The following is a 13,666-nucleotide window of genomic DNA, read 5'->3' on the forward strand; positions in this document are numbered from 1 at the left end:
CGAGCGCCCGGTTCTCCGCTTCATCCCGGAAACCGGGCGTTCGCCGTCTCCGTGAAAATGCACTGGAGAGGAGGCACGCGGCCACTATGGCCGCGACGGGCCGCTGCAGCGCATTTTCGCGACGGCGGCTACTCCGGGCGTTCGCCGCGGATGCCGCCCCAGAGGAACGAGGTCATGATCTCGACGGCGCGGTCCAGCTCCACCTTCCCGGTGGCCAGACGGTCCGCGATCGCCTCGCCGGAGCCCACGAGGGCGACGGCGTAGAGGTCGAAGTCGGTGTCGTCCGGGGCGTACTTCGCGGCCTCGCGCAGCAGCACCGCCGTCATCTCGACCACGCGCTCGCGGTTGGCCTCGGAGAGGGCCGCGAAGGCGGCCTGGCCGGTGGCCTCGCGGTACATCACCCGCCACGCGTCGCGGTTCTGGTCGACGTACTTGAGGAAGCCCGCGATCACCGAGCGCAGGCGCTGCAGCGGCGGCAGCGTGGGGCTGGCGTCGAACTCGATGCTGCGCATGAACTTGCCGGCCTCGCGGGTGACGCAGGCGGCGAACAGCTCGTCCTTGGAGCCGTAGTAGAGATACAGCATCGGCTTGCTGATCTCCGCCTCGCGGGCCACGGCGTCCATCGACGTCTCGTAGAACCCGTTGCGGGAGAACACCTTGATGGCGGCGTCGAGCATCTGCTGCTCGCGCACCGCGCGCGGCAAACGCTTCGTACCACCGGCCACCGGCACACTCCTTACTCTCGAGTCAGATCCTACGGCACCTGGTTACCGGTTAGTAAGTTACAGCGAGAACCGTTCCGAATCAGCAGGTCACGACGTTCTTCGCGCGCGCCACCCGGAGCACCGAGGCATCCAGCCGCTCCAGCGGCAGCCGCTTGGCCCGCACCGAGGCCACCACCGCGTCGAGCGCGGCGCCGAGCTGGTCCGTCGAGATCCACAGCGCCACGTCGGCGCCCGCCTCCAGCGACGCGGTCACCGCCCGCGGGACGCTGTACTCGTCGGTGATCGCCTTCATCCCGGACAGGTCGTCGGTGAAGATCGGCCCCTGGAACGGCTTCGCGCCGTAGCCCGTCCCGTCGCGCAGCAGCCGCATCGTCGCGGGACTCAGGCTGGTCGGCAGCCCGGGCTCGGTCAGCCCCGGCACCGTCAGGTGCCCCACCATCACGCCCGCGTCGTCGGCCACCGCGGACCGGAACGGGATGAGGTCCTTCTGCTTGAGCCGGTTCAGCGGCGGCACGCTGACGCCGCCCTGGTGCGAATCGCCCGACGAGCTGCCGTGGCCGGGGAAGTGCTTGTAGACGGGGTACACGCCGCCGTCCCGCAGCCCCGCCGCGAAGGCCTGGGAGTACTTCGTCACCACCGCCGGATCGTCCGAGTACGCGCGGTCGCCGATCACGGAATCCGCGGGCTGCGACGAGACGTCGGCATCGGGCGCGAAGTCGATCGAGATCCCCTTGGACTTCAGCAGCGCGCCGATCCGCTTGCCCTCGGCCCGGGCGCCCTCGACGGACGTGGTCCGCGCCAGCTCCCGCGCGGACACCAGATCGGCGCCGGGCACCCGCGAGACGCGGCCGCCCTCCTCGTCGACCGACACCCACGCCGGCACCTTACCCGCGCTCGCGACCCGGTTGAGCGCGCCGCCGGTGAACACCGACCTGTCCGTCCAGCTCCCGATGAAAACCCCGCCCACGCCGTACTTCTGCACCGCGTTCCGGGCGTCGGCGGCGTCCGTGACGCCCACCATGAGCAGCTGCGCCGCCTTCTCGCGCACCGACAGCTTCGACAGGAAGTCCGCGGCACACCCGGCGGGCCGGCCCGGCGCGGCCGAGGAGGAGGCCGCAGCGCTCGTCGCGCTGGTGGCGGCGCCCGCCGACGACGGCGCCGCCGTGTCCGACGGTGCGCCCGGCGTCGACGTGCCGCACGCCGTCGCGGCGGCCGCCACCACCAGGATCGTGAGGTTCCGGATCAGTCGCATCGGGGCCAGTCTGTCAGAGAGCACCGGTTGTGTAGCAAACACATGACAATCAGGTCTTTCGGTTTGCAACCGCATCACCCTCTGCTAGCTTTCAATTCGCGTTGCCGTTCAAGAACTCTCACGAAAGCTGGTTCGATCATGAGCGCATCCCCCACCGCCATCCTCACCAATGTCACCGAGTACGCCGGCCCGCCCGGAATCCTGGCCCTCGAAGACATCGGAGCGAAGGTCTACGCGCACGACAAGTCGTTCGGCGACGCCTCGGCACGCGCCGCGTACGAGAAGGATCACCCCACCGCGACCGCCGTCGCGGGCGACCGCCTCACGGTGGCCGCCCGCGCGTTCCAGGAGACCGGCCGCATCGACGTGCTCGTCGAGAACTCCGTCGGCAAGGGCGAGCGGCACATCACGGACTGCGAGGACCCGGACGAGCTGCACGCGTGGCTGGCCGACGCGGCCACCGAGATGATCGTGGAGCCGAGCAGGCTGCTCAACTACGTCGCCAGGGTGATGCGGGACCAGAAGAGCGGCGCGATCGTGCTTTTCGGCTCCGAGTCGTGGATGAAGCCGCAGTCGGGCACCGTGTACTACTCGGCGATGCGGGCCACCGCCCCGTCGATGGCGCTGGGCGCCGCACGCGATCTGGGCCGGTACGGCGTGCAGGTCAACTGCATCACCCCGAACTACATGGAGAGCGCGGAGTACTACCCGCCGGCCGTCTGGGACCAGCCGGAGAAGAAGAAGGAGCTCGCGGCCATCGTGCCCATGGGCCGCCTGGACACCTACCGCGAGGTGGCCAACGTGGTCCGCTTCCTCATCGACGGGAAGACCCAGTTCCTCACCGGCTCCACCATCAAGATCGACGGCGGCGCCCTGGTGTAGCCGCCGCGCGCACCCGGCGCGCGATCGCCGTGCCGCCACACCCCGTGTCCGGCACGGCGAACGCGCGTGTCCGGCATGGCGATCGCGCGTCCGCGTGACTACCGTAGGAGGTAGGGCATCCGATGCCGGGCCACCGACGCCGATGTCCGCCACGTCACGAGCATCGAGGTGATCCGCATGAGTGACTGCGTCAAGGTTCTGATCGCGTACGACGGCACGGAGTCCGCACAGCGCGCCGTGAAGTACGCCAGCAAGGTCCTCGCCCAGGGACGCGACGCCGAGGCCGTCGTCGTCACGGCGTGGGAGTCCACCATCCACCAGGCCGCCCGCCTGTCCGCGATGTCGGGCGTCGCCGGGGCCGGCGCCGCCGAGACCGCGCTCACCCGCGAGAGCGACGTGGTGCACGCGGAGGCGCAGAAGACCAACGCGGAGGGCGTCGAACTCGCCGAGGCCGCCGGGTTCACCGCCCGCGGCGAGTTGGTCGAGGTCGCCACCACGGTCTGGACCGCGATCATCGGCGCGTCCGATGCCGAGAACGTGGACGTGATCGTCACCGGCAGCCGCGGCCAGACGGGGCTGCGGGCGCTGTGGCACTCCTCGGTGTCCGAGCACGTGCTGCGCGGCTGCAAGCGACCGGTGATGATCGTCCCGTCGGGCGCACCGGAACTGTAGGGGCGATCGTGGCGACTCGGGCACTCCCGAGCTGTGTGAACGGAGCCGGCGCCGGAGACCTGTAGACTCTGCCGCATGGACCGCACCTCGATCATCGCCAGCGCCGGCGCCGCGCTCGCCGGCATCGTCGTCGCCGTCGCCCTGGCACTGGCGAGCGGCGCCGCCGTCGGCCAGACCACCCCGTCGACCGACGTGAACAGCGTGAAGCCGGACAAGGGCTTCCTGCAGGGCTCGTCGAACTACGGCGAGCGCGACGACTCGGGTGCCAACAAGTAGCGCCCAGCTCAGAGAAGAACCGCTCTCCCGCCGCGTAGGCGCGTGGGCGTTCGTCGCCCTCCTGGCGCTGAGCTTCCTCAGCTCGCCGGGGAAGATCGTCGCCGATACCAAGCTCGATCTCACGGCGAACCCGCTCGGTTTCCTGGCCCGCGCCGCGAACGTGTGGTCCAGCCAGTCCCCACTGGGCCAGGTGCAGAACCAGGCCTACGGCTACTTCTTCCCGCACGGCGCGTTCTTCGCGCTGGGCGACGTGCTGCACGTCCCGGCGTGGATCACGCAGCGCCTGTGGTGGGCGCTCCTCCTGTTCGCGGGCTTCTGGGGCGTGATCCGCCTCGCCGAGGCGCTGAGGACCGGCTCCCGCGGTTCCCGGATCCTGGCGGCCGTCGCGTTCGTGCTGGCCCCGCAGGTGCTCACCACGCTCGGCGCGATCAGCTCGGAGACCGCGCCCGTGATGCTCGCACCCTGGGTGCTGCTCCCCCTGGTCCAGATGCTGCAGGGCAGCGAGGCGCCGCTGCGCAACCTGGCCGCGAAGTCCGCCGTCGCGGTCGCCCTCATGGGCGCCGTCAACGCCGTCGCCACCGGCCTGGCCTGCGCCGTCGCCGCCCTGTGGTGGCTGCTGCACCTCCGGGTCGGCGCCGGGACCCGCAGGTTCTGGACGTTCAGCGCGTGGTGGGCGCTGTGCGTCCTCCTGGCGACCACCTGGTGGATCGTCCCGCTGTTCATCATGGGGCAGGTCAGTCCCCCGTTCCTCGAGTTCATCGAGTCCTCGCGAGCCACCACCCAGTGGTCCTCGCTGCCCGAGGTGCTGCGCGGCACCACGTCGTGGAGCCCGTTCATCTCCGAGGAGCGCACCGCGGGCGCGATGCTCACCACCACGCCGGCGGCCGTGGTGGTCACGGGCATGGTGGCGGCCGCCGGGATCGCGGGCCTGACGATGCGCCGCATGCCCAAGCGGGGCGTGTGGGCGACGGTGCTGCTGGTGGGGCTCGTGGCCATCGGCGTCGGCTACGCGAGCGGCCTCGGTTCCCCGTTCGCCGAGCCGGTCCGGGTGTTCCTGGACGGCGACGGTGCGCCGCTGCGCAACGTGTACAAGCTCGAGCCGTTCCTGCGGTTGCCGCTGGTGCTGGGCATCGCGCACCTGCTGGCCCGGGCGCCGCTGCCCGGCACCGTCGGGCTGCGGGACGTGCGTCGGGCGCTGGCGCACCCCGAGCGGGACCGGCTCGCCGCCGGCGCGCTGGCCGTGGTCGTGGTGCTGGCGCTGGCCGGGGGCATGGCGTGGTCCGGCAAGCTGGCGCCGCGCGGCCCGTACGACCGGATCCCGGACTACTGGGGGCAGGCGGCGTCGTGGCTGTCCGAGCACGCCTCGGGGACCGCCCCCGGGCAGGCTCGCGCGGATCGCGCCCTGGTGGTGCCCGGCGCCCCGTTCGGCGCGCAGCTGTGGGGCCTGACCCGCGACGAGCCGATCCAGCCCCTCGCGCAGACCCCGTGGGCCGTGCGCGACGCCATCCCGCTCAACCCGCCGGGCGCGATCCGCGCCCTCGACTCGGTGCAGCGTCTGCTGAGCGCCGGCACACCGTCGGCGGGCCTGGCGCCCACGCTGCGCCGGCAGGGCATCGGCTACCTGGTGCTCCGCGCCGATCTGGACCCCGACACCTCCCGGTCGGCGCGCCCCGCGCTGGCCCGCGCCGCGGTGCTGGGCTCGCCCGGGATCACCGAGGTCGCGCGGTTCGGCGACGACGTGGCGCCGCCGACCGTGGAGAACGTCACCATCGACTCCGGCCTGCGGCCGCCGCTGCCCGCGATCACCGTCTACCGCGTGGATCCCGGCGACGTGCCCACCGGCCCGTACACCGCGGACCTCGCGTCGATGCCGCGGGTGGCGGGCGGACCGGAGTCGCTGCTCACCCTGCAGGCCGACGCCGCCGCGGCGGGGCGGCGGGAGATCGGCTCGGCGCTGCTCTCGGGCGACGCGGCCGCCGCGGGCCTGGCCCCCGGCCCGCTCACCGTCACCGACACCCCGAAGAACCGGGAGACCGACTACGGCCGGGTGGACGACCACAGCTCGGCGATCCGCACGGAGGGCGATCCCCGGCGCACCCTCAATCGGCTGCCCGACTACCCGGTCGAGGGGGCGGGCACCGTCGACGGGCGCTGGGACGGCGCCACCGTGAGCACGTCCAGCTCGGCCGCCGACGCCACGCAGCTGGGCACGGTCCTGCCCGGCGCCGGCCCGGCCGCCGCGGTCGACGGGGACAAGAACACGTCGTGGGTGTCCTCGGGCCTCGACAAGGCGATCGGGCAGTGGATGCAGTTCACCCTCCCGGAGGCCCGGGAGGACCTGTCGGTGACGGTCACCGTCGGGCGCGCCCTCGGTCCGGCCGTGACCCGGCTGCTCATCAGCACCGAGGCCGGCACCGTGTACTCGGACCCGGTGAGCGCGGGCACCCCGATCACCCTGGTCGCCCCGTCGGCGAAGACGAAGTGGCTGCGGATCACGGCCGTCGAGACGGCGAACAAGTCCTGGGGCAGCCAGTTCGCGATCTCCGAGGCGCGGCTCACCGACGCCCGCACCAACACCCCGATCCCGGCGCGGCACGGCGTCGACCTGCCCGCGACCGGACCGGCGGGCCGCTGGGTCCTCGGCCAGGACGGCATGGGCCGCTCGGGGTGCGTGGTGACGCCCGGGAGGGACGGCCGTGACGGCCCGGTGCAGTGCGCCGACATCGCGATCGGCCCGGAGGAGCCCGGGGCGCTGCGGCGCACCGTCGACGGTCCCGGAGCGCCCGCGGTGACGCCCTCCCTCACCGTGCGCGCCCGGCCGGGCCAGGCGCTCACCACCCTGCTCGGCGATCCGAACGCCCCGTCGGCGTTCGCCGACGCGTCCGTCGGGGACGGCCGCGGCAACAGCGACGCGGCCGTGGACGGCGACCCGAACACGGTGTGGACGGCGCCGCAGTCCGCCGCCGAGCCCACCGCCCCCAAGCCCATCCTGCGGGTGAGACTGCCCAAGCCCCAACTGGTCTCATCGCTGCAGCTGAACCTCCCCCGCGGCGAGGCGCCGGCCCGGCCGACGAAGATCGGCGTCGACCTGGGCACCGGCCGCCAGGTGCGCGATGTGGACGAGGACGACGGGGACTCGGCGACCGTCGAGTTGCAGCCCGCCGTCACCGATTCCATCGCGGTCTCCCTCCTCGACTGGGACGACCGTCTCAACGTGAACGCCCTGGGCTTCCCCGAGAAGATGGCGCCCGGGCTCGCGGGCGTGCGGGCCCTCGGGCCCGACGGTGCGCCCGTGCCCGGCTCCGAGCCCGCGCCGGTGGACCGCCCCGTCACCCAGCCCTGCGAGCAGGGGCCCACCGTGTCGATCGGCGGGAAGACCGTGCGGTTCCGGGTGGACGCCACCGCGCAACAGTTGCGGGAGGGCGAGCCGGTGCGCGCCGTGCCGTGCGCCGACGGCCCGCTGCCCCTGCCCGCGGGGCGCCAGGAGATCGTCGCCACGCCGAGCCCGGCGTTCAGCGTGGAGACCGTGTCGCTCGACTCCCCGGAGGCGGCGCCCCGCGCCGAGGACGAACCAGTCCGGGTGCAGAGCTGGACGCCGGACCGGCGCGTGGTCGGCGTGGAGAAGACGGACCGGGACCGGGTCCTCGTGGTCCCCGAGAGCCGCAACGAGGGCTGGGCCGCAACGGGTCCCGACGGTGAGCCGCTGCGCGCGGTGACGGTGAACGGGTGGCAGCAGGGCTGGGTGCTGCCCGCCGGCACCGAGGGTGCCGTGACACTGCGGTACGCGCTCAACGCGCCGTACCGGATCGGGCTGTTCGGCGGGCTCACGCTGCTGGTGATCCTGGCGGCGCTCGCGCTGTTCGCCGGGAAGCCCTCGCGCCGTTCCGATCCGGTGGCCGCGTGGCAGCCGGGCGCGCCGGCCGGAATCGGCCTGGGCGCGGCGGCGTTCGCGCTCAGCGGCTGGGCCGGGCTGGCGCTGTGGGGCGTCGCGGGGATCGCGACCGCGGTGATCGGCGGGCTGCACGTGGGCGCGGAACGCCGGTCCGCCATCCGGGTGTTCGGCGCCTCCGGTTTCGTGCTCGCGGCGATGCTGGTGCTCGCGACGGGGCCGTGGCACGCCGACGCCGGCTACGTGGGCGACGGGCCGTGGCCGCAGGGCCTGGCCCTGACCGGCGTCCTCCTGATGGCGTGGTCCTCGGCGTATCCGCTCGTGCAGCGGGCGCTGTCCCGCCTGCGCCGCCGCGACGAGAGCTGAGTCCCGCTACGGCGCCGCCGCGGCCTCCTCGGCGATGTCCTCGGCGTCCTGCTCCGCGGACGCTGCGCGCGCGGGGTCGGTCTGCGCGGCCACGGCGGACCGTCGGGCCTCCCGGCGCGCGAGCCACCGCCTGGCCGGTTCCTCCACCCAGGCGTAGCTGAGCGCGGACACGGCCGCGGAGAACACGAACGTCAACACGGTGACGGTGGCCATCCGCCCGTGGAACGGCACGATCGCGAACAGCGGGAAGACCGCGGCGAGCACCACGAGGTGCCAGATGAAGATGCCGTAGGACCAGCGGCCCAGGGCCTGCATCGGGCCGGACCCCAGGAACCGGGAGCCGGGCCCGCCGGCCGGGGCCAGGACCAACGGGGCCAGCAGGAGGAAGCCGAGGACGCCGCCCAGCCCCATCCGCACCGCGAACTGCCAGTGCGCGGGCGAGTCCAGGGTGACGGGGCCGCCCAGCGGGGTGGCGATCATCGCGAACACGACGATCGCGGCGGGCCAGCAGATCCGCCGCCGCGCGAGGCGGCGCACCGTCGAATACCGGGAGGCCGGGGCGAAAACGATCTCGGCGAGCACGATCCCGGCCACGAACCACGGCACGTAGGACGGCAGCCAGTTCTGGTAGTTCACGCCCTCGGGCAGCGCGATCGTGGACCCGGCCCACGCCCAGCTCAGCGACGCGGCGGCCACCAGCAGCACCGTGGGCACCCGCCACCGGGCGCGGGCGCCGCGCAGCCGCACCAGCGCGAGGGCGGCGATCGGCATGACGAGGTAGAACAGCATCTCCACCGACAGGCTCCACATCTGCGTGAGACCGACGGTGAGTGAGTGCGGCACGAACACCTGCGTCAGCGTGAGGTTCGCGAGCCAGGTGGAGCCGGAGGGCGGTTCGGACCGCGGCATGAGCGCCAGCGCCACGATCACCACCACGAGGTACGCGGGCATGATCCGCACGATCCGGGAGCGGTAGTAGCGGCCGGAGTCGGGCCGCGGTGTGCCCGTCCAGGCCGCCCGGGCGTGCGCCCGCCAGAGCAGGAAGCCGGACAGGCCGAAGAAAACCGCAACCGCCATATCGAAACGGCCCCACACGCGTCCGAGGACCGAATCACCCACCTGACCGGTCTGAAAGGCGGTGTGGGTGAGCATCACCGCGACCGCGGCGCACGCCCGCATACCCTCCAGAGCAGGCACGAAGCCGGCAGCACCCGCGGGTGTTGCAGTGTCAAAACGGCTGGTCTCGGCTGTGCTCATGCTGCTCGCAATCTACCGGTGCGCCCGCGCGCGAGCCCGGTCACGTCGTCCGCCCCTGTTAGGCTCGGGTACTTGTAAGGGAGCACGCGACCATGTGCCCCGTCGGCGCTTGCGACCCCGCATGCGTTCCGCAAGACCGTGAGGAGACACTTCGATGGCGGTAGGCCGTAGCCGGCTGGCACGCGTTATCGGTCCGATCCTGATCTTCCTGGGCGCCCTGCTGATCACCTCTGCGATCGCGAGTCCGATCTACGTGGCGGACAAGCTCAAGACGATCCCGCTCGACCTGGACGTCACGACGATCGCCAAGTCCGCCAAGCCCGCGGATTCGGACGCCGACGCAGAGTTCCCGGCGAAGCAGCTGGACCTGTGCTCGTTCAACAAGCCCCGCGCGCAGGTGAACGAGGTCGCGGTGACCACGCAGTCCCGCACCCTGGTCACCGCGCCGTCGGACAAGTCCTCGATGACGGTGCAGTCCGGCACGTCGATGGTGGTCCCGTCCATCAAGACCAAGGGCGACCCGCGGCATCCGGAGCTGACCGGCGCCAACAAGAACGAGCGCCCCTGCGACGACGGCCTGGTGCAGGCGTGGGTGGACCGCGTCTCGCTGGACCGCGAGAGCGGCGCCCCCAACGGCAAGACCTCCGAGGCGACCTTCTCGCCCGGCGAGAGCGCCCCGGCCGTGAAGCTGGGCGACCGCAAGGGCCTGCAGTACCGGTTCCCCGCCGGCACCGAGAAGGAGGGGAAGTACGAGTTCTTCGACCTGATCACCCGCAGCAACATGCCGCTGGAGTTCGTGGAGGAGAAGGAGGTCAGCGGGACCAACACGCTGCACTTCCGCGGTAAGCGCGACTGGGTCGACCTGTCGACCATCCGCGACGGCAACGACCCCACGCTGGGCACCGTGCTGACCAAGACCGCCGGCTGGTGGGGCATCGACGACGTCGACCCCAAGGACGACATCACGCTGAACCGCTGGGCCAAGACCGACGTGGACCTGTACGTCGACCCGAAGAGCGGCATCATCGTCGACCAGTCGCAGCACTTCTCCCAGGAGTTCCGCCTGCCGGGCCAGGTGGCGCCGAACACGCCGCGCGCGGTCCGGGACTTCCGCCTGAACGTCTTCGACGCGCAGCAGAAGTGGGACGACGCGACGGTCCGATCGCAGGCCGAGGACGCGAAGTCGCAGCAGAACAAGATCGCCGTCGCCAAGTACGTGGTCCCGATCGCGGGCGGCTTGCTGGGCCTCATCGCGCTGGGCCTGGGCGTCTTCGCCCTGCTGGTCAGCCGCGGCGCGGTGCCGGCCGGGCCCGGTTTCGGCCGGGGCAAGCGGAAGTCGGACGCGGCGGAGGGCTCGCTCGACGATGCGCCGACCGTCCCGACGGAGTCCGGTGAGGACGAGCCCGCGACCGAGGCCTTCAGCGCTCAGCCGCGGCCCGACGATTCGCAGACCGAGGCGATCGACTTCCGGGATCGCGACCAGCGCGACCAGCGCTGACGGACGTCACCACACCGATCACCATCACCGCCGCGGCCGCACACAGCGCCGCGGCGGTGATCATTTCTCCGGCCGTGTCCGGCACGGTCAGCAGTACCGCGGCCTCGACCGCGACGACGCCCCACGCGAACACGGCCATCCGGGTGCGCTCGGTGGCGATCGCGTAGAGCAGCAGCCCCTGCAGCAGCGCCAGCAGGGCGCCCTGCGCCGCGAACAGCCATAGCCACGCCTGGACGGGCCGGTACTCCTCGCCCGCCAGCAGCGTCGCGAGCGGGGCGCAGAGGGCGGCGCCCGCCACGCACGCCAGGCCCAGACCGGTCAGCAGGAGAACGACGGTGCGCAGCGCCCGCCGGGAGTGGTCGGGGCTCGCGAGCTGCGGGAAGAAGACGACGCCCACGGCCTGCGGCAGCCAGAACGCGACCTTCGCGGCGACGGCCCCGAGGGCGTAGGTGCCGGCCGCGGCGGCGCCCAGCACGGGCCTCGACAGCAGCAGGTCGAGGGATTGGAAGACGACGAGCACCAGCTGCACCGAGCTGGCGCCCAGCACCGCGCGCACGCCGGCGTCGGCCTCGGCGTCGTGTCCGCCGGGCGTGCCGGCGAGCGCACGCCCGATGCCCGCGGCGACCAGCGCGCCGACGGTGGTGCCGAGGAGCGCGGGGCCCGGGCCCAGCAGCAGGCCGGGCACGGTGAAGGCCAGTTTTGGCCACGCCGGCGATGCCGAGCAGCAGCGCGAGACGGCGGAACCGTCGGGCGCCCTGGAGGAGGCCCTGCTCGACGGCGAGCAGCACGAGCNCCGGGGCGGCGGCGAGGGCGGCGGCCGCGGTGCTCACGTGGCTGTGCAGGCCGGCCGCGGCGGCGGGCACCGCGATCGCGGCGAGCACCGCGCTGCCGAGCGCGATCCGCAGGCCCAGGCGGCGCATCTGGGCCGCGCCGGCGCCGCGGACCACCTGGCGGGCGACCACCGTCTGCAGGGCCAGCGCCGGGACCGCGAGGATGAGGGAGAGCTGCAGCAGCGCCGCGAACTCGCCGTACGAGGCGGGCCCGAGCCACCGGCTGGCGGGGAGGTGCACCAGGTAGGAACACAGGTTCGCCAGCATCGAGCCGACCGTCACCAGTGCCAAACCGCTCACCCGCCCATTCTGTCAGTAGGCTGGCCCCGATGAGGCGAGCGCTCGATCCGGCCCTGGCCGGCTGGTCAGCTGTGCTGGCCTTCGTGATCCTCGGGCCGCTCGCGGTGTCCGGCCGGTACCTGCTGTTGCGCGACGCCGTCTCGACGCCCCGCTCCTTCGTCACCGACGCCGCGCTGGGGCTCGGCGGGAACGCCGCGCGCGCCACGCCGCAGGACTGGCTGCTGGCCCTCGGTTCGCAGGTGGTGGACGGCGGCGTGCTGGTGACGGCGCTGCTGTTCGTCTCGCTGGTGGCCGCGGGCTGGGGGTTCGGCCGGTGCGCGCTCGCGGTGCTCGAGGCCGTCGGCCGTCCGGCGGGTCCGGGCGCGGCGCTGGCGGCGGCGACGGTGGGACTGTGGAACCCGTTCGTCGCGGAACGACTCCTGCAGGGGCACTGGAGCCTGCTGGCGGGGTATGCGGCGATCGGCTGGATCGTGGTCGCCGGCCTGCGGCTGCAGGGTCGGGCGCAGCTCGGCGGGTTCGCGGCGTGCCTCGCCGCGGGCGGCCTCACCCCGACGGGCGCGGTGTTCGCGCTGGTCGCGGGCCTGGTGGCGGCGCCGCGCCGGTGGGCGTGGCTGATCGTCCTGTTCGTGTGCGCCTCGGCGCCGTGGCTGTACCCGTCGCTGGTGTCCGGCGACGGTGTGCGCGCCGATCCGGCGAGCGTCGCGGTGTTCGCCGCCCGCGCGGAGCCCGGGCTCGGCACGCTGGGATCGCTCCTGGGTCTCGGGGGCATCTGGAACCGGCATGCGGTGCCCGACGGTGCGCCCTGGGCCTGGACCGTCTTCCTCCTCGCGGTGGTGGCCGGCGGACTGTGGCTGCTGCGGCGGGTGCTGACGACGGCGCCGCTGGGGCGGGTGGCCCTGCTGGCACTCGCGGCCGTGGTCCTGCCCGCGCTCGCGGCGACGGTGCCGGGCCGCGCGCTCATGGAGGTCGTGGTGCAGTCGGTGCCGGGCAGCGGCCTGCTGCGGGACGGGCAGAAGTGGGTGGCGCTCGCTGTGCCGCTGTACTCGGTGTGCGCGGCCGCCGTCGTCTCTGCGGTGCCCGCTGCCGCGCGGACCGCGGGCGCGGTGGTGGCGGTGGCCCTGCCCGTCGCGGTACTGCCCGGAATGGCCTGGGGCGTGGGCGGTTCCCTCGCCCCGGCCACGTATCCCGCGTCGTGGCGAGCGGTGGCGGACGCGGTCCCGGCGGACCGGGGCGCGGTGGCGGTGTTGCCGCCCGGCATGTTCCGCTCGTTCGAGTACGGCCCGCCGGCGCCCGTGCTGGATCCGGCGCCGCGGATGCTGCGTGCCCCGGTCCTGCAGACGGGCGAGCTGAGGGTGGGCGGCGCGTCGATCGACCGGGTGCCGGGGGCGGCGTCGGATGCCGAGGAGGCTCTCGCCGAGGGCGGCGACCGGCTGGCGGGCCGTTTGGCGGGCCTCGGGGTGCGCTGGGTGCTCGTCGAGGCGGTCGTCATCGACGGGGAGCCCGGCTTCCCGTCGGTGCCCCTCCCGGGGCTCTCGCTCACCGTCGACACCCCTGACCTGCGACTCTACGAGGTGCCGGGGCCGGTGACCTCACCGCCGGGGCCGTCCTCCACGGAGCGCGGGGGCGCCTGGGCCGCGCACGTGGTGTGGCTCGCCACGCTCCTCGGCGGTGCCGCTGTGGCGGGCGCGGCGCAGCGCCGAACGCCGCGGCAGTCCTGAT

Annotated in this window: 10 protein-coding genes; 6 read left to right on the forward strand and 4 right to left on the reverse strand. The window is 73.4% G+C overall.

Annotated elements, in window-relative coordinates:
* Positions 1 to 128: 128 nt before the first annotated feature.
* Positions 129 to 725 carry a TetR/AcrR family transcriptional regulator gene (locus BN39_RS04640; protein ID WP_040766583.1) on the reverse strand — a complete coding sequence of 199 codons (597 nt, stop codon included), beginning with the start codon at positions 723 to 725 and terminating at the stop codon, positions 129 to 131.
* 79 nt (positions 726 to 804) lie between these two features.
* Positions 805 to 1,977 (reverse strand): glycoside hydrolase family 3 N-terminal domain-containing protein, encoded by a 1,173-nt coding sequence (locus BN39_RS04645; RefSeq protein WP_019201194.1) that lies wholly within the window; start codon positions 1,975 to 1,977, stop codon positions 805 to 807.
* 138 nt (positions 1,978 to 2,115) lie between these two features.
* Between BN39_RS04645 and BN39_RS04650 the strand changes: the two genes are divergently transcribed.
* From BN39_RS04650 to BN39_RS04665, 4 genes are all read left to right on the forward strand, one after another.
* Entirely contained in the window at positions 2,116 to 2,859 is a 744-nt protein-coding gene (locus BN39_RS04650) for an SDR family oxidoreductase (RefSeq protein ID WP_019201195.1), read from the forward strand.
* A gap of 177 nt (positions 2,860 to 3,036) precedes the next feature.
* On the forward strand, positions 3,037 to 3,531 hold the full coding sequence (locus BN39_RS04655) for a universal stress protein (RefSeq protein ID WP_040765871.1): 495 nt from the start codon (positions 3,037 to 3,039) through the stop codon (positions 3,529 to 3,531).
* A gap of 75 nt (positions 3,532 to 3,606) precedes the next feature.
* Complete coding sequence (locus BN39_RS04660; RefSeq protein ID WP_019201197.1) at positions 3,607 to 3,807, forward strand: DUF2613 family protein; 201 nt, start codon at positions 3,607 to 3,609, stop codon at positions 3,805 to 3,807.
* Positions 3,794 to 8,062, forward strand: a complete 4,269-nt coding sequence (locus BN39_RS04665) for an alpha-(1->3)-arabinofuranosyltransferase family protein (RefSeq protein WP_019201198.1) — start codon at positions 3,794 to 3,796, stop codon at positions 8,060 to 8,062. The genes BN39_RS04660 and BN39_RS04665 overlap by 14 nt, the downstream gene beginning before the upstream one ends.
* A gap of 6 nt (positions 8,063 to 8,068) precedes the next feature.
* Here BN39_RS04665 and BN39_RS04670 read toward each other — a convergent pair whose 3' ends face one another.
* A complete protein-coding gene (locus BN39_RS04670) occupies positions 8,069 to 9,319 on the reverse strand; it encodes an acyltransferase (protein WP_051158824.1) in 1,251 nt (416 codons plus the stop codon).
* A gap of 154 nt (positions 9,320 to 9,473) precedes the next feature.
* On the opposite strand from BN39_RS04670, the gene BN39_RS04675 reads away from it, so the two are divergent.
* Positions 9,474 to 10,817: a DUF3068 domain-containing protein gene (locus BN39_RS04675; RefSeq protein WP_019201200.1), complete on the forward strand. Its 1,344-nt coding sequence runs from the start codon at positions 9,474 to 9,476 to the stop codon at positions 10,815 to 10,817.
* On the opposite strand, the gene BN39_RS23825 is transcribed toward BN39_RS04675, so the two are convergent.
* Positions 10,738 to 11,502, reverse strand: coding sequence for a hypothetical protein (locus BN39_RS23825; RefSeq protein ID WP_019201201.1), 765 nt, complete (start codon positions 11,500 to 11,502; stop codon positions 10,738 to 10,740). The genes BN39_RS04675 and BN39_RS23825 overlap by 80 nt on opposite strands.
* Positions 11,503 to 11,976: 474 nt before the next feature.
* On the opposite strand from BN39_RS23825, the gene BN39_RS04685 reads away from it, so the two are divergent.
* Positions 11,977 to 13,665 carry a hypothetical protein gene (locus BN39_RS04685; RefSeq protein WP_040765873.1) on the forward strand — a complete coding sequence of 563 codons (1,689 nt, stop codon included), beginning with the start codon at positions 11,977 to 11,979 and terminating at the stop codon, positions 13,663 to 13,665.
* Position 13,666: the final 1 nt, after the last annotated feature.

This window comes from Tsukamurella sp. 1534 (assembly GCF_000312385.1).
GTDB lineage: Bacteria > Actinomycetota > Actinomycetes > Mycobacteriales > Mycobacteriaceae > Tsukamurella.